This window comes from Photobacterium damselae (assembly GCF_003026815.1).
In the GTDB taxonomy this organism is placed as follows: Bacteria; Pseudomonadota; Gammaproteobacteria; order Enterobacterales; family Vibrionaceae; genus Photobacterium; species Photobacterium damselae.
Genome location: NZ_PYOG01000010.1, coordinates 27,524 through 51,404, shown reverse-complemented (window position 1 = coordinate 51,404; position 23,881 = coordinate 27,524). Strand labels below are relative to the sequence as shown.

Genomic DNA, 23,881 nt, shown 5'->3' with positions numbered 1-23,881 from the left:
TGTAAAGATAAAAAAATGCAACTTTCTTATATCATAGTTAAACAAATATAATATCAATATAATTCATATAGTTAACGCTAACTTTTATCAAAAAATTCAAAAGGACGAGATAAATAATGCACAAGCTCAGGACGACCAATAAAGTACCCTTGCAAGTAGTCAACATCTAGCTCTTTTGCTTTAAGATAGAAATTAAAATCTTCGACCCCTTCTAATAACACCTCAGCATTTAACTCGCGAGCAACCTTAATTGCTTTTAGTAATGGGGGTTCAATTCCAATCACATACTGAGCCAGTAAAGATCGATCCATTTTAATAATATCGGGCCGAACATTACGTGCACGGATCTCTGAAGATGCTTTGCAACCGTAATCATCTAAGGCGATCTTAAATCCATTTTTACTGAGATCTTGTATCGACGTTGTTAGGGCTTGATCACTACTGCATTTGTACTCAAGAAGTTCAAGATAAATTTGATCAATCGCCGTTCCTACAGGTTGAATTCGGTTATTAATAAACTGATTGAAATACTCAATGGAAATAGAATCAATCACCGCATCAGGATTAGTATTAAGAAATAGGTGGCCTTCTGCAATATGAAGAAAGAAATTTTTAAGATGTAGAACTCTGGCTAACGTGTCTATATTAAGGCGTTCATGGCACGACAGAAAAGGAGACTTTACGAACTGCTCGGTATTACATTGAACATGAGAGCGTTTATCATAAACCCGTAACAATGCTTCATACCCCATCAAGCTACCATCTAAATGGATTATGGGCTGGAAAGCACTCTTCATAATAAAGCCAAGATAAGTTGCAACATAAATCCCTGAAGACTCATCATAACTTAGGTGGCATTCAATCTCTTCGTGAGTATGTAATATACTGTCCACTGTCTTTACTACCCATTCATTTTGCTTCAATCCTTGTTGCATATATCATCAATATCATTTCAGTTTTTTCTACTGTAAAACATTTACTATTGGTTTTAAGTAATTAATTTATCATGTTTTTTCATTTTTGATAGCATATATCAATTTCATGCAAGTTGAATGTAACATCGGGACTCAAATGCCAACCTCATTGCTTATCTTGTGCTTCAGCATTGATTTTTTATATGAATCTTTTCAAAAAAACATTTGATTACTTTAAGTTACAGATTGTAATAGCCGTTATAACCTATCCTGTGGCACAGATTGTTCCCCGGTCTAATAAATAACGCTTAACGTTTTAATTTTCGCTCATTTGATATAGAAATAAGCAATATGAATGCCATATTCAGGTTTCATTCAATAATCAAGTGCAATTAATGCGGATTAGGTATTAAATGATAAAAGTTTGGCGTTATAAGCTAAGCTATATGATGATGAAAAGCCTCGTTATTGGGGTATTGAGAAGGTAATTAACCATGACTCCACAAGAAAAAGAACTGATTCTGAGTGTTGCCAACAAACTCAAGCAGAGCCCAAATAATAAAAAGGATAGCGAAGCAGAAACAGTAATTAACACTGAGATTGCCTCACAGCCAGATGCGATCTACAAATTAACTCAAGCCGTTCTTGTTCAAGAAATGGCGCTGAAGAACTTAAAAGAACAAAATGAGTATCTACAAAAGAACTCAGAGTATTACAAAGAACAAAATAATCGTGGTACATTCAGCCGTATGTTTGGAGGTTCTCAAGCTGCGCCTCAACCACCACAACCACCCGTTCGTCAACCGAGCGCTTTTGGTGGGTTTATGCAAACAGCAGCAGGCGTTGCCGCAGGTATGGTTGCAGGTCATCTAATTAGCGATATGCTGTTTGATAACAAGGATACGGCAACACCAGAAGAAACGGTTGTTGTTGATGATAACAATCAAAATACAGCACCAGATAATGCTGATGCAGCCCAGCAAGACACTGCTCAAAATAGTGATACATCATCCAACGATAACGATTTTGAAAACCCGGCATTTGATGATAATTCGAATGGCGGAAGCTTCTTAGACGATACTGCAAATAACAGCTTCTCAGGTGGCTTTGGCGACAGCGGTTTCAGTGATAGTAGCTTTGGTTCTGATACCGGCTTTGGTGGTGATAACGGCTTCACAGATAACTCTGGTTTCGGTGATGACGATACCTTTGCTAACAATGGGTTTGGTGGCGGAGATGATAGCTTCTTCGGTGGCGACGACAGTGGCTTCGGAGACGATGACGACACGTTCTAATTCTATGGTTAGAGCATAAGTACAATGTATAAATACAATAAAAGGGAGTGTTTTGAACACTCCTTTTTCTTATGTTGTGTAAAATCTTTTTAACTTCCATCCCCAACGCTTAATATCAACCAAAATCAAATACAACGATGGAACTAGTATGAGTGTAACAACTGTTGCAAACAAAATACCAAATGCCAGTGATGTAGCCATTGGAATCACGATTTGTGCCTGAAGACTTTTTTCCAATAGAATTGGGGCTAAACCACAAAATGTTGTAAGCGATGTTAATACAATAGCGCGAAAACGGTGGCACCCTGCTTCTTCAACCGCTTGCTCAATCTTCATTCCTTGCTCTCTTGCTCTATTAATAAAAGTGACCAGAACCAAAGAATCATTTACGACTACCCCTGCCAGAGCAAGAATGCCAAATACACTCAATAAATTTAGCGTTAACCCAGCAAAATAATGGCCAGCAATCGCACCAATAATGCCAAATGGGATCACTGACATGATGATTAAAGGTTGAACATAAGAACGCAGAGGAATCGCCATTAGCGCATAAATCGTAAATAGTGCAATAACCGCATCTCTAGCTAGAGAGCTTTGTGTATCTTGTTCATCTTTTACTTCCCCATCAAGATCGAACGAAACATTAGGATATTGATTCTTAAGGCGAGGTATAACTTCTTGCTTTAATGTTTTTACAATATGGCTTGGCGAGGCTTCGTTTTTAAAAACATTGGCACTCACAACGACAGCTCGTTCACTGTTAACGCGATTCACTTGAGTAAACGCAGGCTCCAACTCAACAGATGCAACCTCTGAAAAAGGAACTTGATTGCCATTAGGTAGTAAAATAAACAGACGTTGTAAATATCCTAAACTGGTTCTCTCCATTTTAGGCGCACGAACCATCACTTTTACTTCTTCTTTATCTCGTAGAACACGATCAACTTCATAGCCGTAGAAAGCATGACGAACTTGTGTCGCAACATCTGCCAATGTTAGCCCCAATGCTTGCCCTATCGGTTTTAACTTTAAAATAGCTTCTTGATTTTGGCTCGCAAGATCATCTTCAATGTTATACGTGCCATCAAACATTGAGATTTCATATTTTAATGCTTGAGCGGCTTGTTGGAGTTGCCGTAATTCCTTTCCTTTCAAACTAAACTGGATATCTCCTGTTGAACGTCCAATAGAAGCTTCATAACGAATCTTTTTCACTCCAACTAAAGGGGGAATAGCGCTCTTCCACTGTTCTAAAATATCGAAACTGCTAACGGGTAAATTCTCCCCTTTTTCAAGCTCCACCAGCACAAACATCGTTGAATCATCACTCATATTTAAAAAGCTATGCTTAACGACAGGCAAACCTAACTCGGTCTGATAATGTTCATCGACTTGATATAGCGCTTGTTCTAACTGAAGAGCAACGCGTTTATTCTGTTGATCTGAGCTTGAACGCTCCATATCGACCATGACCTGAATATAATCCGACGGCAACTTAGGAAAAAAGACCCAACGCAACTGGCCACTGAAAACTAATGATAATGCGATGATTAGCACACCGATAAACGTCGCTAGCACGCTGTATTTTTGGCTTAGGCAAAAGCGTATAAATCGTCGGTAATCACAGTCGATAAAAAGAGAAACTCGCTGATTAAATTGGAACTTCCATTGTGAAAGACGTCCCTTATTTTGCGTATTATCGACCAGTTTTGAACGAGCTAAATGAGCGGGTAAAATCCATTTCGATTCAATCAATGAAAAAATTAAACAGAGAACAACCACCCAACCAATAGATTTAAAAAACTCTGTTCTTGGGTTATCAGACAATAACATAGGGAGAAAAGCAGCAATGGTTGTGAGTACACCGAACGTAGCCGGAATAGCGACTCGTTTTGCCCCTTTAATGACAGTTTCTATTGAATTACCTTGCTTTTCAACCTCGGTATAAACACTCTCTCCAACAACAATGGCGTCATCCACCACAATACCCAATACTAAAATGAAGCCAAACAGAGAGATTAAATTAATCGATACGCCTATTCCCTCAAATGGCATTAGCAGTAAGGTGCCAAGAAAACAAAAAGGCAACCCGAGTATGACCCAAAAAGCCAATCTCAATTCTAAAAATAACGCTAGAATAAGAAATACGAGTATGCCGCCATATAGCATATTGGACAGCATCATATTAAGACGCCCTTCCAGGTAATGAGACATATCCGCCCATGAATCAATGTAGATACCCTCGGGTAATTTTGCTTGCTCATCTTTTGCAAACTGGCTGACTTCTTTGGCGATTTGCGAGGCATCTTCCGAGGTTAAGTTTCTTATTTGAATAACTGCTGCTCGTTGTTGATTAAAGCGATTCAATATCACTTGTTCTGCAAAACCATCCGAAATTTTTGCGATATCAGTAAGATAAACCCGAGAGCCATCCCCATTGTATTTCACAACTACATCTGAGAATTGATCGCCTAATTTACGCTGCCCTTTTGCTCGTACCAGCAGATCACCATCGAGAGCTTTAATCGAGCCACTTGGTAAATCGATAGATTGCTGTTCAATGGCCTTTGCTATTTGGCTTAACGTAAGATTATGTTTTCGACGTTGATATTCATTTATTTCAATCGCTATTTCGTAGTCTTTAACTCCTGAAAGCTCTGCATTGGTTGCACTAGTATTTAATAATAATGAATCTTTTAGCTGCTTTGCGAATTCTTTTAGCTGTCTATCAGAGGCATCGCCATAAACAGATAAATAGACGACGTTACTTAAAAACTCATCTTTTAGGACAGTGGGCGTTTCGATATCTAATGGAAACGTTGTGATCGCATCAACTCTCTGTTTTACTTTCTGATAGATATCATCAATATCCGTATTTTTTTCTAACTCCAACACGACAACGCCTTGAGATTCTACTGCGCGTGATGTCATCCGCTTTATGCCATTTAACCCTGTTAATGTCTGCTCAATCTTGCCGTTAATTGTTTTTTCAATCTCCTCTGGCGCAGCACCAGAATAGACGGTCGTAATAGAGATTCGATTAAGAGCAAAAGAGGGAAAGATTTCTTTATTGATCAAGCCAATTGATATAACCCCACCCACCATAACAATCAACATTAAGAGATTGGCAGCCACAGGATTATAGGTAAACCAAGCAATCAAGCCTCTTGATGTTCTGTTCATTTGACCACCTCTTGGTTTGGAGGCTCACTATTAAGAGATGGCACTAACTTACCGGAATCGGCTTCAATAGAGACGTTAATGCTAGGATCAAAACTTTGGCTTTCCACCACATTCACTTTTAGACCATCCACAATTTGCTCTGGTCGTATTAGCGAAACAATCTCTGCATCCTTTAATCCATCTGTAATATAGGCGTAATTGAGATCTTCTCTCGCGACCGTAACGGCCTGATGCTTTGCTTTGCTGTTTTCATCAATAGTAATAACAGTACGATTACGAACCACATGTCGAGGAAGTTTGATAACGTTAGGTATTGTCTTCCCCCTAATTTGGGCTGAAACAAATGTGCCAAATTGCAGAGGTTGAGCAGACAACGAGCGAGAACTTTGCTTTTCTAATTGATAAGGGTCATGCACTTCTGCAAGTAGATAGACCATACGACTATTTTTATCAATGACTCCTTCACTACGAATTAACTCACCTTGCCAATAATGATGAATATGACTGGCAACTTCGGTTGTTAATGTGACGGGGTAACGTTCAGGCCAAGGTGTAGGCAATAAAGAAAAAGATTCTGGGGTAATGGCTAATCGAATGTGCGCTATTTTTGTTCCCAACAACTCACCGACTTGTGTGCCCACATTGATATAGCTGCCAATATGTATTCGCTTCTGACTGATTAAGCCAGAAAACGGTGCCCTTATCTGAGTTTTGGCAATATTACGCTCAGCTCGCGCAACGGCCGCCTTAGCATATTCAACATTGGCTTCTTCTTGTTGCCTCTGAGGAATTCGTAAACCTAGTGCATTGGTATTTTGAGTATTTCGTAATGTTTTTCTCGCAACCTCTCCTCTTGCTATCTCTTCGGTTAAGCTCGCTTTTGCTTGAGCAAGTGACGCCTTCGCCTGCATCAAGTCCGCTTGATAGTCGCCATCGGTTAAAGTCAGCAAAACGTCACCTTGCTTAACAAACTGGCCGACTTCGAATTTCGGTGATAACCAATTAACCGTTCCTTTTAATTCTGAGACAAGATCAGCGCTGCGACTGGGCTCTACAACACCATAAGCTCGAATAGTAATAGGAACATCCTGCTTAATAACTTGGACGACTTCTAAGGTCGGAATGAGTTGTTCTGGTTCTTTTTGTTTTGGCTCTGGCTTGGCAATAATTAACAGTGTCGCGATGGCAATAGAGAGCAATACAATCCCAAATGGCATCAATTTCTTGAACATATTTGCCCCTCCCCATCCTTGGTTAGCGCCTCAGTCACATATTTTAATCTTAGAACATCTCTAGCTATAAGATAGATAAGGTAAATTTTTTATGATTTATCCTTGAAATTCCAAACCCCGCCCCTATCTATTACTAAAGCGATATTATGCTTTTTAATCTATGCAGATAGAGCAATTTTCGTTTATTGCTATGTTGTTACCGAGCTAATTAAAGAACATTGTTTTAAATTTTTGTGTTTTTTTCTTTTTTGTAATCATTGATTTATGAAAAACGGATAAAAAACATGAAAAAAATAGCTTGAAGGTATTGACCTATAAATTACGGAAGCATATATTAATTACATGAATTGCCAAATGGAATTCATCGTTCCACATTCTTTGCCTTATTAGGGAAGTTCAAGTGGAGCAACAAAACGGTATCTGATGATCTTATTGAACTATAGATGCCACTTAGTTTGTCACACGAGATGATGAACTAAGACTATTGCTTATTAATGAGGATAGTATTTATGAGAAACGTAGATTTAACACCTTTATACCGTAGTGCGATTGGTTTCGACCGCTTATTCAACCAGATCGAATCTAGCATTAAGAAATCACAGTCAGGCGGTTTCCCTCCATATAATATCGAGCAAAAAGATGAGCACCATTACTGTATCACAATGGCAGTAGCGGGTTTTTCTGAAGATCAACTGGATATTACTCAAGAAGAGAACATGCTGATTGTTGCAGGTGAGCAATCATCTGATGAGAAAAAGAACTTTATTTACCAAGGTATTGCTGAACGTAATTTCGAACGTAAATTCCAACTTGCCGATAATGTAAAAGTACTAGGCGCACACTTGGAAAATGGTCTACTTCATATCGACCTTGAACGTGAGCAAATTGAAAAAGCCCAACCGCGAAAGATCGAAATTGGTCAAAAAGCGTAACAAATTACCTATTAATAAAGCCTTGGCTGTGTGACTAATCCACAGCCAGACAGACAGCATTGCCCTAGGGCGTAAGAATTTTATTGCGCTGGTACTAATAGAAAAACACGGTATCAGCGTAAGTAAGAAGGAAAAGAATTATGAGTAAAATTATCGGTATTGATCTAGGTACAACTAACTCTTGTGTTGCGGTATTAGATGGTGATACAGCCCGTGTTATTGAAAACGCAGAAGGCGAGCGTACTACCCCATCTGTTATTGGTTATACAGATACTGAAACCTTAGTTGGTCAACCAGCAAAACGTCAAGCAATTACTAACCCAGAAAATACGCTATTTGCTATTAAGCGTTTGATTGGTCGTCGCTTTGAAGATGAAGAAGTACAACGTGACCTTAAAATTATGCCTTATCACATTGTTAAAGCAGACAATGGTGATGCATGGGTTGAAGCAAAAGGTCAAAAACTAGCAGCACCGCAAATCTCCGCTGAAGTATTGAAAAAAATGAAAAAAACAGCAGAAGAGTATTTAGGTGAACCTGTAACAGGTGCTGTTATTACTGTTCCTGCATACTTTAATGATGCCCAGCGTCAGGCAACAAAAGATGCGGGTCGTATCGCAGGTCTGGATGTTAAACGTATTATTAACGAACCAACAGCTGCTGCATTAGCTTACGGCTTAGATAAAAAAGGTGGCGATCGCACTATCGCTGTTTATGACCTAGGTGGTGGTACTTTCGATATCTCAATTATTGAAATCGACGAAGTTGAAGGTGAAAAGACCTTTGAAGTATTAGCAACCAACGGTGATACCCACTTAGGTGGTGAGGACTTCGATAACCGTGTTATTAACTATCTAGTTGATGAGTTTAAGAAAGAGCAAGGTATCGATCTTCGTAACGATCCGCTTGCTATGCAACGTGTAAAAGAAGCGGCAGAAAAAGCTAAAATTGAGCTATCTTCAGCGCAACAAACTGATGTGAACTTACCTTACATCACCGCGGATGCAACGGGTCCAAAACACATGAACATTAAAATGACTCGTGCGAAATTAGAGTCATTGGTTGAAGACCTTGTTCAACGTACTTTGGATCCATTGAAAGCAGCATTAGAAGATGCAAACTTAACGGCAAACGATATTACCGATGTTATCTTGGTTGGTGGTCAAACACGTATGCCATTAGTTCAGGCTAAAGTAACTGAATTCTTTGGTAAAGAACCTCGTAAAGATGTGAACCCAGATGAAGCAGTTGCGATGGGTGCTGCGGTTCAAGGCGGTGTACTTGCTGGTGATGTTAAAGATGTTCTACTACTAGATGTTACTCCACTATCTCTTGGTATTGAAACCATGGGTGGTGTAATGACTAAGTTGATTGAGAAAAATACAACCATTCCAACAAAAGCGAATCAGGTATTCTCAACAGCGGAAGATAACCAAACTGCGGTCACAATTCATGTGTTACAAGGTGAACGTAAACAAGCGATGAATAACAAGTCTCTTGGTCAGTTCAACTTAGAAGGAATTCAAGCTGGTCCTCGCGGAATGGCTCAAATTGAAGTAACATTTGACCTTGATGCTGATGGTATTCTAAATGTATCAGCAAAAGATAAAGCAACCGGTAAAGAGCAGAAAATCACTATCCAAGCATCTAGTGGTTTATCAGAAGCAGAAATTGAAAAAATGGTGCAAGAAGCAGAAGCTAACAAAGAAGCGGATAAAAAATTCGAAGAGTTAGTTACCGCTCGTAACCAAGCAGACCATTTAATTCATACTGCTCGTAAACAAATCGATGAAGCAGGTGATAATCTGGCTGCCGATGTGAAAACATCAGTAGAAAATGCAATTAAAGAGCTTGAAGAAGCCAAATCAAGCGATGATAAAGCTCGCATTGATAGCGCAACACAAACTCTCACTGCAGCAATGCAGAAAGTGATGGAACAGGCTCAAGCAAGTTCTCAAGCACAATCAGGTACGGACGCCGACCAAAAGGCTAAAGATGATGACGTGATTGATGCAGAATTTGAAGAGATGAAATAAAGTAGACATCGGTTTCTTCCCTACTATCGCTTAGTTAGGGAAAGAAACGGTGGTTCCATCGATTCATATTTAATGGGCGTAAAGGGATCACTCTTTTACGCCCTTATTCTGTTGTACATGCCAGAGGTATAGTCATGTCGAAACGAGATTTTTATGAAGTGCTTGGTCTCACCAAAAATGCATCTGAAAAAGAGATCAAAAAAGCTTATAAAAAGCTAGCAATGAAATATCATCCAGATAAAAACCCTGATGATCCATCTGCTGCAGACAAGTTCAAAGAAGTTAAAGAAGCCTACGAGATCCTAACGGATAAAGAAAAACGCGCAGCCTACGATCAATTTGGTCACCAAGCGTTTGAACGTGGTGGTATGGGTGGTAATGGCTATGAAGGCCACCAGCAATACGGCAACTACGCAGATTTCGAAGATATTTTTGGTGGCGCTTTCGGTGATATGTTCTCGAAAGCACGTGGAGGCCACTTTGGTGGCGGCGGCTTTGGTGGTTTTGGCAATCGACCACGCAAAGGTAACGATCTCCATTACAAAATGGAAGTGGATTTCGAAGATGCGATAAAAGGTACGAGCCGTGTTATCGATATTCCAACTTATGAAGGTAATGTTCAGTCTACGAAGAAACTTAACATCAAGATCCCAATGGGAATCAAAGATGGTGAGCAGATTCGATTAGGCGGCAAAGGTGAACCAGGTATTAATGGTGGTCCAGCTGGTGATATTTTAATTGAAATTACAGTTCGTCCTCACCTACGATTTACGCGTCATGGTAATAACCTTCATACCAAAGTAAAAACAGACTTTGTTACCGCTACTCTCGGTGGCAAAGTTGAAGTTCAAACTCTCGACAGTCGCTTTAATTTAACGATTCCAGCAGGTACACAAGCTGGTCGTAAATTTAAACTAACAGGTAAAGGTGTCACCGATCGTAAAGGTCATACTGGTGACTTAATTGCTGAACTTGTTATTGAAACTCCGACTAATTTAACTGAACGCCAAAAAGAGTTGCTCACTGAATTTGCAGCGGCAAGCGAATAAGATTTAAATAATCTAACTTAGTTACTGAGCAAGTCTATCAAAATTACAAAACCGCCTGTTAGATAATATAACAGGCGGTTTTTCTTTATTCTTTATAGACCTAATCAACTTTTTAGATTAGATCGTTATCATCAAATTAAATAGTAGCAACTTCTTCTTTAATCACATCCAAGATTTTTACTTTGATCAGTTTGCTATTTGGTGCAGGCCATTCAATTTCATCATTTATAGCAAGTCCTAATAGCGCACTGCCAACCGGTGATAAAATAGAGATTGTTTTTCCTTTCTCATCCATATCCTTTGGAAAGACAAGCTTGAGACAAAAAACTTCTTCAGAAGACGAGATTTTAAATTGAACCGTTGAGTTCATTGTCACGACTTCATTCGGTAACATCTCATCATCGACAATAACTGCACGATCAAGCTCTTCTTCAAGCCCTTTTTTAGTAACGACATCATCAGACAAACTTTCTAATAATGCTTCAAGTCGATTTGCATCTTTAACCGACAACATGATTTGAGGTCTGTTCTCAGCCATAAAATCTCACTCATCCATAATAAAAAAACGTTATTATGCACTCAAATTAATATATTACCGTGAAGAGTCTCACTCTGTTGAAAATAAGCATTTATCCCATAACAAGATGAGCGATTAGTGATACCAGTAAATCTATGTACCCAAGTGGTTACAAGATGCGAAGTTACTTGGGTATAAACAGATTATTAAACCACTTATTGTTGATATCTTTGTATAAGCTATGCTCAAAGAACATAAGAAAAACTGATTAGTAATTGAACGCAAAATACTGTAAACGCATTAAATATACGGAATAGCAAACGATAACCTTTACTTTAGAAAAAATAGGGGTTTAATACAAACCTTAATGTGGAAGAGATTGAATACTGCGATGAAAACGAATGTGAGTATTTTTGATCAGCCAAAACCATTTAAGATGATTTTTTTCATCGAGTTATGGGAACGATTTGGCTATTACGGTGTGCAAGGTATCCTTGCCGTCTACTTTGTTAAACAATTAGGTTTCACTCAACAGGAATCGTTTGTTACGTTTGGCGCATTTGCAGCCCTAGTTTATGGCCTTGTATCTGTTGGTGGGTACGTTGGGGACCATATTCTCGGCACAAAACGAACAATGGTGTTAGGTGCAATTGTTTTAGCTTCAGGCTATTTCTTAATGGGTTTTTCCATTTTGCACAAACACTTTATTTTCTATGCTCTTGGCGCAATAGCGGTTGGTAACGGTCTATTTAAAGCGAACCCATCGAGTTTATTGTCTAAGTGTTATGAACATGGCGATAGTCGTCTTGATGGTGCGTTTACCCTGTATTATATGGCCATCAATATTGGCTCACTGGTTTCGCTCTCCTTAACACCGGTTATTGCTGAACATTTTGGTTACACAACAGCATTTGTGATTTGTGGTTTAGGATTAATTGCCAGTCTTATCAGTTATGCCCTATTTTGCTCAACGGTCGCAGGAATAGGTTCATTTCCGGACTCTCAGCCCCTAAAAATAAAAAGTCTGTTTGTCGTCATCCTTGGCACAGTATGCGCAACATTTTTCTGCGCTTGGCTTCTACGTAATGTTTTTTGGGCAAATACAGTACTCGCGATTATTGGTGTTGCGGTAGTGACATTCTTCTTGTATGAGTGTTTCAAAGCAAAAGGCGCGGCTAGACAAAAAATGTTAGTTGCTTTCGTGCTTATGTTACAAGCTATTGTGTTTTATGTTTTATATGCACAGATGCCTACATCACTTAATTTCTTTGCGATCTATAATGTCCGTACAGATTTATTTGGTATTCATTTAAACCCGGTAAGCTTACAAGCTCTAAATCCATTTTGGGTAGTCATTTGTAGCCCTATCTTGGCTTATCTTTATACCTCTCTTGGTAATAAAGGCCGAGATTTTAGCATGCCAGTTAAATTTACACTGGGTATGTTTTTGTGTGCGCTAGGCTTTTTAGCCGTTGCAGCTGCGGGAATGTGGTTTGCCGATCCAAATGGTAAAGTGGCTATCTGGTGGGTTGTTGCTACCTATTTCTTCCAAAGTATTGGAGAACTACTGATCAGTGGTTTAGGGCTAGCGATGGTTGCCAGTTTAGTTCCACAACGCCTAATGGGATTTACAATGGGCGCATGGTTCTTAACTCAAGCAGCATCCTTTATTATTGGCGGTTACGTCGCCTCTTTGACTGCGGTTAAAGGTAATGTGACGAATCCATTAGAAACACTGCCTCTTTATACAGAGGTCTTCCAAAATATTGGGCTATTTACATTAGTAGTAGCGATCATTATGGCCGTTACGGCTCCGATGCTAAATCGTATGATGATGGCAAAAGATATCCAATAAGCTTTCAATGGGCTCTTGAGTTACTTCAGAGCCCATGATTCTCTCCTTTTACACCTATAGCATAATCTGATTTATACTCCAGCCTTCAAGGTCTATTCTTAATTCCTTATTCATCAAACTAATCAGCGTACACCTGTAAGCTAAAAATATTAAAACGACAAATAAATCCGCTAAAATTCAATATGTTATTTTAATTTCTAGTAAAAATAGCAATCAATAGCCAAATTTAGCTTCAAAACTTGAGTTTTCTATTTTTTAAAATAAAAAACAATGCAAAATTTATATATATATGCTATTTTTTGTGCAACAACGTTAGAAAATAGAATTTTAACACTATTTTTATAAATCATTAAGTTGTTGAAAAATAGTAAAATTAACAAATCCGACCTGTTTTGAAATGAGATCTATAACACAAAAATATTTTTATTGGTCTGGATTATCGTTACAATACTCATATCGCCATAAGACGAATGTTATTTTTAAATAAAGGTCAAATTCATGAAAGTAGTCGAATTCATCAAGCAAAAGCGCGAAGATCTTGCGCGACATCAGTTTGAGTTTAAAGATTGGCTATCACCATCTATCCGCGATTACTGGATTGAGTTTCTCAACAAAGCAAATAATAGCCAACTGGCAAACTGGGCCAAAGAGCATAACTTTAAGTTTGTTTCTAATGGTGAAGCGATCCAAGAAACTGTTCAAATTGAGCTGCATCCAGAAGCTGAAAAGTTGATGAATGAACTCCTAGATACTTTAGGTGAGGAAATCCATGTTGGTAATTGGCTAACGGTAGACCAGTCTCGTATTAATCAGTTTGCTGACGTTACCGATGATCATCAATGGATCCACACTGATCCAGAGCGTGCACAGCAGGAATCACCGTTTAAAACAACCATTGCACATGGCTTCTTAACGCTTTCTCTGCTGTCAGTGCTAACAGATAGCGTTGATCCTGAGACTCAAAAGTTTCCAACCGCTAAAATGACGGTTAACTACGGTTTAAATCAGGTACGTTTTCCATACCCAGTAAAAGAAGGGTCAAACGTTCGTGCTCGCACTAAGATTCAATCAGTAACGCCAATTAAACGTGGCCTTGAGATCGTACAAGAAATCACGGTGGAGATTGAAGGCTGTCGCCGTCCTGGATGTGTTGCGGAGTCTGTAATTCGTTTGTATTTCTAATTGCGTATTAAATTGTTCGTTATGAGATAGCAAAAGAGCTGGATATAATTCAGCTCTTTTTTGTATTTACTCAAGTTGTTTCGTTCGAAAATAGCTCGATTTCATTGAGTCTAGCTTTAGCTACCGTTGATAACATCAAGTTGATCTTATCTTGTAATCGCATAATCGTTCTATTATACGCTTTAGTTTCAAATACTAATTGATTGGCTAAATGATCCTTTTCTTCCACTCTATCAATTAATTGCATCACTTCATTTGTTATTTTACTTTCTTGCTTTGATAAACAATTTAGCCATTTAATAAGAAAGCAAAAATATTGATAAGCTTGATCTGAATAAAAATCTGAAGGTACATGCTTAATAGCTACTAATTCTGTTTCAGACAACAAGCCAACTACACTTCTCTCAACAAACTCAGATGTGGAATCCAGTAATAACTTAGGATACATACTTAACATTTTCTGTTGATACACATCAGAAAATCGAGCAATAAAATCAAAAGCAAGTTGCTGTTCTTCTAAATACTCTCCGGATGCAAGCCAGAGAACAACTTTCTCAAAATCATCTTCACTCTGAATCTGCGTATGCTTTAAAGCAGACTCTAATATTTCCTTACGATTCTGCTCATTAACTCCATAGGCAGGAATACCTGATTGAGCTTCAAATTCAACAGCAAGACGGTAATCAGCTTTTTGAACTAAATTCTGCTGCATGTAAATCACCATCGAAATGATAAATGACACAAAAACTTCCTTAAAGACATAGGATTACTTAATTATAATATTCATTTAATAACATTCATTATTGATGCTATTTCTTAGTACGTTATTACTAAAATGTCATTGTGTAAACCGTTTTAACCATCGATTTTTCATGCCTGTTCATAACTATTTATACCCTCACGAATGAGAACAATCCTCATTATCAGATCATAGCTTAAATCTTACATTTCAGATACACCTCTTCTTTTTGATAATAATTATCACTAGTATTGCGAGTCATAATCATAATGGAGACAAACCACATGAAGTGCTCAACAACAGCCCTTGCGCTTACGACTCTTATTAGCTCTTTTTCTGCATTGGCGACTCAGTATCCTGTTACTATTACCGATGTATCTGGCCGACAAGTGACGATTGATCATAAGCCAGAGCACATTGCATTATCAACCGGACGAGTGTTCCCTCTTTTAGAAATCATGTATCAAAAAGATGCAGCAAAACATTTAGTGGCTTGGCGTGATGATATGAAAATGTCAGCACCAAGTATGTATAAGAGTTATTTAAAAGACTTTCCATCTCTAAGCTCGCTACCGGTGATTGGCAAGATCAAATCAGGGGAGTTTGATGCTGAACGATTCATTAATCTAAAGCCAAAGCCTGATCTTTTTGTGGTTGATCTCTCTAATATTAAACTGGCTCAAGACAAAGGATTATTAAAGAAACTTCAACAAGCAGGTATTGCTGTATTAGCGATAGATTTTCGCGAAGACCCACTTAGAAATACTGTTCAGTCAGTATCTGATCTGGCTATTGCTCTTAACAAAGAAAAACAAGGCGAAGCTTTTACCCAGTACTATCAAAAACACCTAAATAATATTAAGCACGCATTGGCAGATCTACCTAAATCTGAAGATCAGAAAAACGTCTTTATTGAACGAGCGGCTGGTTACGATAATTCCTGTTGCCAAACATTCGCAGCTGGCAATATGGGGGCTTATATCCCTTTCCTCAAAGCAAAGAATATCGCAACGAAACCTCTTCATGGTGCAGTTACTGGCAAAATGTCACCAGAAACAGTGATAGCAAGCCAACCAGACGTATACATTATGCAAACAACAGGCTGGCTTGATAAAAAAGGAAAGCCGACAGGAGGTATTCCACTTGGTTACTCACCGGTTAATCACCAAGCTATAGCGCAAGCAACAAAAACGCTTATGGATAGAAACTGGATGCCAGCAGTGAAGGCGTATCAAACGAATAATGTCTACTCTATCTACATGCCATTTTACAATTCACCATATAACCTTGTTGCTCTAGAGTATTTTGCAAAATGGATTCATCCAACTCAGTTTACCAATTTAGATCCTAATAAAACCTTTATTGAAATGAATCAGAAGTTTGCTAATCGCAAGGTTTCTGGAGTATTTGGTCAAAATAACATTGAGGCAATGAGTCAGTGACAGCGATTACCGATGCGCTAAAAGTGCACCATGCTCGTAATCGTAACAAGAAGGTGGCACTGGCTGCCTTCTTTGTTATGAGTATTGTGTTCTTAATTACCGATATTCTTATTGGCTCTCAAGGTCTAACATTGCATCAAGTGCTTTCTGCGCTGTTTCATCCGACATCTAGTTCTATCGCTAGTCGTATTATTGTGTGGGATATCAGAATGCCAATGTCGCTAATGGCTCCTTTAGTTGGCGCAGCCTTAGCGCTCGCGGGTGCACAAATGCAGACAACACTTCATAACCCATTAGCCGATCCATATACTTTCGGAATATCAGCTGCTGCCAGTTTTGGGGCATCTCTTATTATTACTAATGTTATCGCAATCCCATGGATACCTAGCCAATATCAAGTCGCTTTCATGGCTTTCATTATGTGCTTAGGTACAACATTTCTCATTGCGGGAATATCGACCATAAAACGAATCTCAATTGAAGGGGTTATGCTGTTTGGCGTTGCGGTTATGTTCGCTTATGACAGCTTGCTTGCCATGATGCAATATATTGCAAGTGAGACTCAGCTCCAGACCTTAGTTTTCTGGCATATGGGTTCACTCGATCGTGGCAGTTGGGGAAAGATTATAACGCTCGCGATTGTTCTTCCTATCGTAATTTTTTTAATGATGAAAGACTCTTGGAAGCTCTCTACGCTAAAAATTGGCAATGAACGAGCAGAGACAATGGGGATCAATGTACGGAGGCTTCGTATCAAAACACTTGTACTAGTTTCTGTTATCACCGCCCTTTCTGTCTCTTTTGTTGGTGCAGTCGGTTTTGTTGGCCTTGTCGCTCCTCATATTGCACGAATGATACTAGGCGAAGATCAACGTTTCTTTCTTCCAGCTTCCTGTTTAATTGGTGCGGTCTTACTTGAGCTAGCGTCCATTGCCAGTAAAGCCATTATGCCTGGAATCATATTACCGCTTACGGTGGTGATGTCTTTTGTTGGTATTCCATTCTTTATCTTTTTAATCATAAAGAAAGGAGGAAAATTTTCATGAGCCTAGCCATTAATAATATTACCGTTATCTATGGACAACACCGCGTTTTAGATAACTTCACATTACCCAATATATGTTGTGGTGAAGTTGTTACTTTAATCGGTAAAAATGGAGCTGGTAAGTCTACGCTATTGAAGCATCTGACCCATCCAAAAAATTTATTAACATCAACAATATCATGGCAAAATCAGCCTCTTGATACTAAACAAATTGGATATCTGCCACAAGATCATCGAATTCATGCCGCAATTACCGTTATTGAGTTACTTATCACGGCACTAAACGTCCATTCAAATTCTTTATTTGTTAAATCAAATAGTGCTGAACGTGCACTTCAATTACTGGATGAGATGGATATTTTACACTTAGCCAATAAGACATGTACTGAATTATCTGGTGGTGAAAGCCAAATGGTAGGATTAGCTCAAGCCGTTATTAACCAACCTAAAGTGTTAATTCTAGACGAGCCGACATCAGCATTAGATATGAAAAATCAGTTAAAGCTACTGAGTTATGTCAGAAAATACGCTAAACATCATCAAGCCTGTGTCTTAATGGTTGTTCACGATTTAAATCTCGCTATTCAATATTCAGATAAAGTTGCGGCGCTCAATCAAGGTCAGCTAGCTCAATTTGGAGCCCCTAAAGAGATCATTTCCACTCAATTAATTCAAGACATTTTTGAGGTTGAGTCAGAGATTATACCTATGAACGACTACCCCATTGTTATCGTAAAAGCCGCTTAACAAAGCCATCGTTGTGTTATCACTATACCTAAGTAGCTTTTCCTAATAAAAGAACTCTTTACGGTGATGTATATTCGAGTAATTTCCAAAACTCAGATATACAAGGCTCATTACCGTAAAGAGTTCACCTAAAATACACGCCTCAGTTATTCATCTGATGTCTTTACTGTGATCTTTCGAGCTAAAGACATCGCGAGGTTATTATCATAATAAGCGGCCTCGTTAATAAAGTGAGGGTAAGCTTCGTAATCCCCATCCCAGGTAATGATCTCACCATTAAACAGTGTAAAAATAGCTGAGCCATTATAGATAGGTTTAAAATCGGCATCCTGAACATCTTTATGGACCATACCAATCCGCTCACCTTTTTCATTAACGGGTAGTGTTAATGTTTCACTGTATTGAAATGCTTCATAAGTTTCAGGTAATTCAGGCAGTGCATTAATATTGCTTAAGTGAACATAATCTAAAACGTGTTGAGTCAATGCTTCCATCCAATCGAGAATATCCTGTCGAATAACGGATTGAGGTTGAGGCCCAACTTCAATAATGACACCTTGTTTTGCTATTGAGCTTACAAAATGATGTTCATCTACCGATGAGTAATCTTCAAATTCAACGACAGTCTCTGGCATTTTGCATTTTATATAGGCCCCCATCTTACGATTAAACTCGTCAGACTGAAGTAAAATCAAAGATGGCCCCATGTTGCTGGTTGTATTATGAAGATCAATAATAAAATCGGTCTGAGCGTTTCCTTTAGGCCCTAACTGCTGATTCATGGCCTTTGCGCGGCACTGCTCATAACTGGTTAAATCTGGGTTATTGAGATCAGCCAAGCCAAATTGACGATTAAGATCGTGATCCAAATAGCGTTTATTTTCTTGATGAGCTTTAGGGTTTGCAAACACCATTTCAGAACAAAATGATGGACGAGAGATAGACTGAGGCTGTTGTTGCCATTTTTTTAACAGATAAATACCGCTAAATTCATTACCGTGAGTTCCCCCCACAATAGCGACACGCTTAATACTGCTCATGTAATCAATCCTTGATAATTCAGTAGACAAATTTTCATCAGTCTACTGAATTTCAGATATCAATTCCATCAATTAAACAAGCCATTATGCGATGATCAAATAGGCTTTATCTGAGCAACTTTAAGATAAGAATGTAACTGTTGATTCTTATACTCTATTGCTGAGTGAATATTCGAAAATTGATTGGCAATAATGGCAAACTGATATGTATTGTCATTCTTATAAATGGTTACTTCAATCACCCCATCAACAAGCTGCCAGTACCCTTGTGTATGAAGCCGATTAAACAAAGTATATTCATCAACAGAGCCATCGGCATGAAGGTATAGCTCAGTGATGTATCCTGCACTGCAGGTTTTCAACCAAACTTGTTGATAAACTTCTTCTAATGAAAAGTTTCGCTTAGATTCTAACCATTGATTCATATGATCCTGATGCTTAACATCAAGCTCAGGTAAATTATCTAAATCGATTAACCTAACGCGCTCAGTCTCACGATAAAAAAGTTGAATTAACTGCCGTGTTTTTTTCTCTGACATCCTGCCATACCAAACTTAAAACTAGACCGTAATCTTTTAGATGGTAAAGAATAGCCTGTCACCTACTTGACTAAAATACTGCCATTGAAGTCACAAAAAAGCGGACTTAACTGGCCCACTTTAATGATAACAAGCATGTAAGAAACAGCGTTATTTTGTCAACTTTTCTAGCTGTTCAAGGCGATTAGAGATTAATGTAGACTTCTGCTCTAAAGCGACCACTTCTTTATTCATCGTATTATATTTGTCGCAATCAGCTTGCGATACCCAGTTCCAGCTTGTTCCTGATTTAAACTCATCACACGCTTTCTTTTGTTTTGCCAAAGGACCTTTTAACTGAGTAATTTGGCTTTTAATTTGTGTTAACTCACCCTGTAAATTGGCTTTTTCAGTAAACAGAGCTTGAGAGTTAGATATAACATGCTGTTGCTGCTTGGTTTCTGTTTTTAATTGTACTACTCGTGTATCAAGTTTCTTTTTTGTCACCGTTAATTTTTGTGTCGATTGTTGTAACGAAGTGATTTTTTGCTGCAACTTTGCTAACTCTCTATCACTAGACTCTTTTTGCTCTTTTAACTCATCATTAAGCTTGGCAACTAATTGCTCGAATTGTGATGTTTTATTTGCAAGATCTTCTGTAAATTCTTGCTGTTGTTGCAGCTGTTTTTGTTGCTCTAGCTGAATTTGTTGTTCTAATTTTTGGCTATGAGCGTCATGACCTTGCTGCTGATATAAAAAATAACCAGAAGCACTACCACTACCCAATAACACACCGACCAAAAGGGGTAACATCCAGTTCTTTAATGAGTCTTTCATGACCTAATCCTTACCCATGAGTATATTTTTACTAATAATCTGATATTTAAAATATTCTAACAGACTTCATGCTATCGGAAAATATAAGAAGAAAGCCTTCGTTTTATCGGCACAGTGTGTGCATGGCCTTTTATACCTAAGAACTTTGGTATCGGTTGAACCCGCAAATACTATTTTTGTATGGCACATTGCAACAACTTGCAAAATACGTTGCAGATTAAATAAAGGCATAAAATAATGATCTCATCTTTAATACTATTGACTGTTTCTGCGTTTTCTTTGCCGCTGTTAGAAAATTCATCATTTCACTCTGATGACACGCTTTGTCGTCTAAATATTCAAGAAGAACAGCATCAAAAAAATACTGTTCTGACCATTACCACCAACAAAACCTCTGATTATAAGATACGTATTTATCATCAAGAAAATGTCAATCCACCTAAGCGATCATTACTGAGTTCATCAACCATAGGTAATACAGCTTCCTACGCAGAAAAAACCTATCTAGCCGATCACAATTTATATAAACGATTAAGTGACACCAATGCTATTTACCAAACAACATTGGTTAATAAAAACAATGCATTAGATGAGTTCTTATCCAGTTTCAAACGCAATGGATTTAAAACACGATTACAGTTAGCAGAATTGGATCATCCCTTTACCTTTGTTGCAGATAAACGTCAGGCTGAAGCTTTCTTTCTTTGCTCCAATCTGCCGCCATCTACAACCATACAGATGGTAAAAAATAATCACTAACTGGCTATTTCAACGTTAATGTTAGATCACCTGGCTTTATCCACCCTTTATTGCGCATAACCTCAGCAAAAAAGAGGGTAATAGTTGCAGGTAAAATAAAGTGCATTAATAGGATCAAGCTATACAGAGTAAAGGCCGGTGTATTATCCATTGCAATAACGGTTTGAATCTGACCGACAAAACCGGAGGTCCCCATTCCGGCTCCTAGTGGTGTATTTTGTAACTCAAAAACAGTGGTAGCAATAGGGCCAAGGATTGCAGAAGTTATAATAGTAGGCAGCCAAATTTTATAATTTCGAATGATATTTGGCATTTGCAGCATCGATGTTCCGAGCCCTTGAGCAACTAACCCACCCCAACCATTTTCACGAAAACTCATCACAGCAAAGCCGACCATCTGTGTTGCACAACCAACTGTTGCAGCACCAGCTGAAATACCATTCAAACTCAACATAATTGCAATAGCTGCGCTGCTGATTGGTAACGTTAACGCCATCCCCATTAATACCGCAACCAGAGCCCCCATTACTATAGGTTGAAGTTGAGTTGCCGCCATAATTAAATCACCTAAAGACGACATCAACCAATTAACATGAGGACCAATGAAGTTACCCACTAAAATACCCGTAATAATGGTAACCGCAGGTGTAATCAAAATATCAACCTTAGTTGAACCAGCAACCAATTTACCGCTTTCAGCTGCAATTAAAGCCGCCACATAAGCACCAACTGGACCACCTAACATAGCCCCTGCTGCACCACTGATAACGCTTGAGAATAGTACTAATGGCGGAGCTTGAAGTGCATACGCAACAGCCACACCAATTGCGGGTCCCGTCATTTGCTTGGCTAGAGGCCACAACGTATCGGTAAACAAAGGAATATCAAATTTCACCCCAATTGAGTTAAAAATAGAACCAATCAGTAATGAGGAGAAAAGCCCTAATGCCATGTAACTCATAACATCAACTAAATAGACTTTTGCTGATAATGAGATGTTCTTTTGTTTTAAAAATGAGGAGATTCGGTGATGGGGAGGATGGGTATTTATTGATTGCATACTAATGTGTGATATCGATATTAAGTCAAAAATTGATAAAATTGTAACTTAAATTAAGCAATATTATGAGTTTAAAACAGTCTTTTATTAATACTATCCAGATGCATAGGATATATGAGAAAAATATCACATGATTTACGCAACGTCCCGAATCAAAATTCATGTTTGTGTTTCATAACTCAATCAATAGCATCAAGTTCAATGTGTTAGCTATATCAATTTTGTATGCTGCCATACCATTCAAATTGATTAAGACTCATTGACTATGTCCTTGCTATATCATACAAACCATCTGACCGCGGTTGCAGCTTCTATCAGTCTACTTTTTAGTACCTCTGCATTTACGACAGAGCTTGACTCCATGAAAGCCAGTAGTTTCACGATTGAACACTTAACGGCTCTAATTGCCCTAGAAAACCAAGTCGATACAACAAATAATTTCCCGATCACTGACTATTTAGTATCGGAAAAATTAGATGGAATCCGAGCTATATGGACAGGAAAAGAATTGCTAACCCGTTCAGGTAATCCGATATCGGCTCCGTCATGGTTTTTATCTAAACTCCCCTCCATACCACTTGATGGAGAGCTGTGGTTAGGACGAGATCATTTTCAAGAACTCAGTCAAATAGTACTCGATGCGAAACCCAATTCCATTCAATGGCAACAAGTCCGATATATGTTGTTTGATTTGCCCAGTATCACTATTCCATTTTCGGAACGCTACCAAGAGCTTTTACGTATAAGTAAACAGCTCGATCCGACGTTCATTCGCGTTGTTGAACAATCAGAAATAAGTTCTTTAGCTCAATTAGAGCAATGGTTAGAAATTATAGAGAACGAATCTGGTGAGGGACTAATGCTTCATCATAAAAATAATTTCTACACCAATGGACGAACAAAACAATTACTTAAACTAAAGAAGCATCAAGATGCAGAGGCTGTTATTATCGGATACGAGGAAGGCAAAGGTAAATACCAAGGCATGCTTGGAGCAGTATGGGTTCGTACTATCGATAATCAAATTTTCAAAATTGGCTCAGGTTTCAAAGACACACAAAGAATTTCGCCTCCTCCTATCGGTTCAACCATTCAATATCGATTCAATGGTTATACCAATAAAGGACTGCCTCGATTTGCACGCTTTGTTCGTATCAGAAACAATCCTGATTCTTAATACATTGGACACATTTATGAATTAGGAATCTTGCTATTATCTAAAGCAAACCTTAACATACATTAAAAATACAAGTTTGGAGTTTTGTATGTTAGATCTCACTAACCCTACCGTTTTGAAATCTTTTATATTTCTAAATGTTGAGGCCATTGCTTTGATTTTAATGATATCTCTGCCTATTTTTCTTACCTCAGCATTAATATTTAAGAATGTTTGTTCACTTTTCAAACATAAGAAATAATTTCTGAGATGCAGACTCAATATTGATGACTCTTTTGACTGTTTCACCTTTATAAAAACAATGTTTAATTGTAAGATGCGT

At 38.3% G+C, this 23,881-nt stretch carries 20 protein-coding genes; 11 read left to right on the top strand and 9 right to left on the bottom strand.

Annotated elements, in window-relative coordinates; all coding sequences use genetic code 11:
* Window positions 1–77: 77 nt before the first annotated feature.
* On the bottom strand, window positions 78–935 hold the full coding sequence (locus tag CTN07_RS11110) for an EAL domain-containing protein (protein ID WP_005305110.1): 858 nt from the start codon (window positions 933–935) through the stop codon (window positions 78–80).
* A 473-nt stretch (window positions 936–1,408) separates the two neighbouring features.
* On the opposite strand from CTN07_RS11110, the gene CTN07_RS11105 reads away from it, so the two are divergent.
* Window positions 1,409–2,209 (top strand): DUF2076 domain-containing protein, encoded by an 801-nt coding sequence (locus tag CTN07_RS11105; protein WP_005305112.1) that lies wholly within the window; start codon window positions 1,409–1,411, stop codon window positions 2,207–2,209.
* A 69-nt stretch (window positions 2,210–2,278) separates the two neighbouring features.
* Here the strand turns inward: CTN07_RS11105 and CTN07_RS11100 are convergent, their stop codons facing one another.
* Both CTN07_RS11100 and CTN07_RS11095 read right to left on the bottom strand, forming a co-directional pair.
* Window positions 2,279–5,392 (bottom strand): efflux RND transporter permease subunit, encoded by a 3,114-nt coding sequence (locus CTN07_RS11100; RefSeq protein ID WP_005305115.1) that lies wholly within the window; start codon window positions 5,390–5,392, stop codon window positions 2,279–2,281.
* The gene (locus CTN07_RS11095; RefSeq protein WP_005305118.1) at window positions 5,389–6,624 is read right to left on the bottom strand and encodes an efflux RND transporter periplasmic adaptor subunit; all 1,236 of its coding nucleotides are present in this window, start codon (window positions 6,622–6,624) and stop codon (window positions 5,389–5,391) included. The genes CTN07_RS11100 and CTN07_RS11095 overlap by 4 nt, the downstream gene beginning before the upstream one ends.
* A gap of 509 nt (window positions 6,625–7,133) precedes the next feature.
* Between CTN07_RS11095 and CTN07_RS11090 the strand changes: the two genes are divergently transcribed.
* The 3 genes from CTN07_RS11090 (at window position 7,134) to CTN07_RS11080 (ending at window position 10,641) form a co-directional block, all read left to right on the top strand.
* On the top strand, window positions 7,134–7,556 hold the full coding sequence (locus tag CTN07_RS11090) for an Hsp20 family protein (protein ID WP_005305122.1): 423 nt from the start codon (window positions 7,134–7,136) through the stop codon (window positions 7,554–7,556).
* 140 nt (window positions 7,557–7,696) lie between these two features.
* Window positions 7,697–9,592, top strand: a complete 1,896-nt coding sequence (dnaK, locus tag CTN07_RS11085; RefSeq protein ID WP_005305125.1) for a molecular chaperone DnaK — start codon at window positions 7,697–7,699, stop codon at window positions 9,590–9,592.
* Window positions 9,593–9,726: 134 nt separating this feature from the next.
* Window positions 9,727–10,641 carry a DnaJ C-terminal domain-containing protein gene (locus CTN07_RS11080; RefSeq protein WP_036765665.1) on the top strand — a complete coding sequence of 305 codons (915 nt, stop codon included), beginning with the start codon at window positions 9,727–9,729 and terminating at the stop codon, window positions 10,639–10,641.
* A gap of 136 nt (window positions 10,642–10,777) precedes the next feature.
* On the opposite strand, the gene rnk is transcribed toward CTN07_RS11080, so the two are convergent.
* Complete coding sequence (gene rnk, locus CTN07_RS11075) at window positions 10,778–11,179, bottom strand: nucleoside diphosphate kinase regulator (RefSeq protein WP_036765668.1); 402 nt, start codon at window positions 11,177–11,179, stop codon at window positions 10,778–10,780.
* Between the two features lie 370 nt (window positions 11,180–11,549).
* Here rnk and CTN07_RS11070 point away from each other — a divergent pair, with 370 nt between their 5' ends.
* Both CTN07_RS11070 and CTN07_RS11065 read left to right on the top strand, forming a co-directional pair.
* Window positions 11,550–13,013: an oligopeptide:H+ symporter gene (locus CTN07_RS11070; RefSeq protein WP_036765671.1), complete on the top strand. Its 1,464-nt coding sequence runs from the start codon at window positions 11,550–11,552 to the stop codon at window positions 13,011–13,013.
* Window positions 13,014–13,511: 498 nt separating this feature from the next.
* Complete coding sequence (locus tag CTN07_RS11065) at window positions 13,512–14,195, top strand: MaoC family dehydratase (RefSeq protein ID WP_005305134.1); 684 nt, start codon at window positions 13,512–13,514, stop codon at window positions 14,193–14,195.
* A 70-nt stretch (window positions 14,196–14,265) separates the two neighbouring features.
* On the opposite strand, the gene CTN07_RS11060 is transcribed toward CTN07_RS11065, so the two are convergent.
* Window positions 14,266–14,907 carry a DNA alkylation repair protein gene (locus CTN07_RS11060; RefSeq protein ID WP_146154885.1) on the bottom strand — a complete coding sequence of 214 codons (642 nt, stop codon included), beginning with the start codon at window positions 14,905–14,907 and terminating at the stop codon, window positions 14,266–14,268.
* Between the two features lie 311 nt (window positions 14,908–15,218).
* Here CTN07_RS11060 and CTN07_RS11055 point away from each other — a divergent pair, with 311 nt between their 5' ends.
* From CTN07_RS11055 to CTN07_RS11045, 3 genes are read left to right on the top strand one after another with little or no spacing between them, the layout of a single operon-like run.
* Window positions 15,219–16,376, top strand: coding sequence for a TroA family protein (locus tag CTN07_RS11055; protein WP_005305139.1), 1,158 nt, complete (start codon window positions 15,219–15,221; stop codon window positions 16,374–16,376).
* Complete coding sequence (locus CTN07_RS11050; protein ID WP_005305142.1) at window positions 16,373–17,422, top strand: FecCD family ABC transporter permease; 1,050 nt, start codon at window positions 16,373–16,375, stop codon at window positions 17,420–17,422. Before CTN07_RS11055 ends, CTN07_RS11050 begins: the two co-directional genes overlap by 4 nt.
* Entirely contained in the window at window positions 17,419–18,168 is a 750-nt protein-coding gene (locus CTN07_RS11045) for an ABC transporter ATP-binding protein (protein WP_005305144.1), read from the top strand. Before CTN07_RS11050 ends, CTN07_RS11045 begins: the two co-directional genes overlap by 4 nt.
* A gap of 146 nt (window positions 18,169–18,314) precedes the next feature.
* Here the strand turns inward: CTN07_RS11045 and CTN07_RS11040 are convergent, their stop codons facing one another.
* The 3 genes from CTN07_RS11040 to CTN07_RS11030 all read right to left on the bottom strand — a co-directional run bounded on the left by CTN07_RS11040 (window position 18,315) and on the right by CTN07_RS11030 (window position 20,563).
* A complete protein-coding gene (locus CTN07_RS11040) occupies window positions 18,315–19,208 on the bottom strand; it encodes an aspartoacylase (protein ID WP_005305147.1) in 894 nt (297 codons plus the stop codon).
* Window positions 19,209–19,303: 95 nt separating this feature from the next.
* The gene (locus CTN07_RS11035; RefSeq protein WP_036765673.1) at window positions 19,304–19,747 is read right to left on the bottom strand and encodes a hypothetical protein; all 444 of its coding nucleotides are present in this window, start codon (window positions 19,745–19,747) and stop codon (window positions 19,304–19,306) included.
* A 150-nt stretch (window positions 19,748–19,897) separates the two neighbouring features.
* A complete protein-coding gene (locus tag CTN07_RS11030; RefSeq protein WP_005305149.1) occupies window positions 19,898–20,563 on the bottom strand; it encodes a hypothetical protein in 666 nt (221 codons plus the stop codon).
* A 237-nt stretch (window positions 20,564–20,800) separates the two neighbouring features.
* Between CTN07_RS11030 and CTN07_RS11025 the strand changes: the two genes are divergently transcribed.
* Window positions 20,801–21,322, top strand: coding sequence for a hypothetical protein (locus CTN07_RS11025; protein WP_050787817.1), 522 nt, complete (start codon window positions 20,801–20,803; stop codon window positions 21,320–21,322).
* A gap of 4 nt (window positions 21,323–21,326) precedes the next feature.
* On the opposite strand, the gene CTN07_RS11020 is transcribed toward CTN07_RS11025, so the two are convergent.
* Window positions 21,327–22,382: a PTS sugar transporter subunit IIC gene (locus tag CTN07_RS11020; protein WP_005305152.1), complete on the bottom strand. Its 1,056-nt coding sequence runs from the start codon at window positions 22,380–22,382 to the stop codon at window positions 21,327–21,329.
* Between the two features lie 265 nt (window positions 22,383–22,647).
* Here CTN07_RS11020 and CTN07_RS11015 point away from each other — a divergent pair, with 265 nt between their 5' ends.
* A complete protein-coding gene (locus tag CTN07_RS11015) occupies window positions 22,648–23,559 on the top strand; it encodes a DNA ligase (RefSeq protein ID WP_005305155.1) in 912 nt (303 codons plus the stop codon).
* Window positions 23,560–23,881 lie beyond the last annotated feature (322 nt).

Excerpts from the sequence above, each read along its gene's own strand:
- rnk (WP_036765668.1), bottom strand. The coding sequence starts at position 11,179 with ATGGCTGAGAACAGACCTCAAATCATGTTGTCGGTTAAAGATGCAAAT.
- CTN07_RS11055 (WP_005305139.1), top strand. The coding sequence starts at position 15,219 with ATGAAGTGCTCAACAACAGCCCTTGCGCTTACGACTCTTATTAGCTCT.
- CTN07_RS11065 (WP_005305134.1), top strand. The coding sequence starts at position 13,512 with ATGAAAGTAGTCGAATTCATCAAGCAAAAGCGCGAAGATCTTGCGCGA.
- dnaK (WP_005305125.1), top strand. The coding sequence starts at position 7,697 with ATGAGTAAAATTATCGGTATTGATCTAGGTACAACTAACTCTTGTGTT.
- CTN07_RS11015 (WP_005305155.1), top strand. The coding sequence starts at position 22,648 with ATGTCCTTGCTATATCATACAAACCATCTGACCGCGGTTGCAGCTTCT.
- CTN07_RS11020 (WP_005305152.1), bottom strand. The coding sequence starts at position 22,382 with ATGCAATCAATAAATACCCATCCTCCCCATCACCGAATCTCCTCATTT.
- CTN07_RS11035 (WP_036765673.1), bottom strand. The coding sequence starts at position 19,747 with ATGTCAGAGAAAAAAACACGGCAGTTAATTCAACTTTTTTATCGTGAG.
- CTN07_RS11100 (WP_005305115.1), bottom strand. The coding sequence starts at position 5,392 with ATGAACAGAACATCAAGAGGCTTGATTGCTTGGTTTACCTATAATCCT.
- CTN07_RS11060 (WP_146154885.1), bottom strand. The coding sequence starts at position 14,907 with ATGCAGCAGAATTTAGTTCAAAAAGCTGATTACCGTCTTGCTGTTGAA.
- CTN07_RS11080 (WP_036765665.1), top strand. The coding sequence starts at position 9,727 with ATGTCGAAACGAGATTTTTATGAAGTGCTTGGTCTCACCAAAAATGCA.
- CTN07_RS11070 (WP_036765671.1), top strand. The coding sequence starts at position 11,550 with ATGAAAACGAATGTGAGTATTTTTGATCAGCCAAAACCATTTAAGATG.
- CTN07_RS11045 (WP_005305144.1), top strand. The coding sequence starts at position 17,419 with ATGAGCCTAGCCATTAATAATATTACCGTTATCTATGGACAACACCGC.
- CTN07_RS11105 (WP_005305112.1), top strand. The coding sequence starts at position 1,409 with ATGACTCCACAAGAAAAAGAACTGATTCTGAGTGTTGCCAACAAACTC.
- CTN07_RS11110 (WP_005305110.1), bottom strand. The coding sequence starts at position 935 with ATGCAACAAGGATTGAAGCAAAATGAATGGGTAGTAAAGACAGTGGAC.
- CTN07_RS11040 (WP_005305147.1), bottom strand. The coding sequence starts at position 19,208 with ATGAGCAGTATTAAGCGTGTCGCTATTGTGGGGGGAACTCACGGTAAT.
- CTN07_RS11090 (WP_005305122.1), top strand. The coding sequence starts at position 7,134 with ATGAGAAACGTAGATTTAACACCTTTATACCGTAGTGCGATTGGTTTC.
- CTN07_RS11025 (WP_050787817.1), top strand. The coding sequence starts at position 20,801 with ATGATCTCATCTTTAATACTATTGACTGTTTCTGCGTTTTCTTTGCCG.
- CTN07_RS11095 (WP_005305118.1), bottom strand. The coding sequence starts at position 6,624 with ATGTTCAAGAAATTGATGCCATTTGGGATTGTATTGCTCTCTATTGCC.
- CTN07_RS11030 (WP_005305149.1), bottom strand. The coding sequence starts at position 20,563 with ATGAAAGACTCATTAAAGAACTGGATGTTACCCCTTTTGGTCGGTGTG.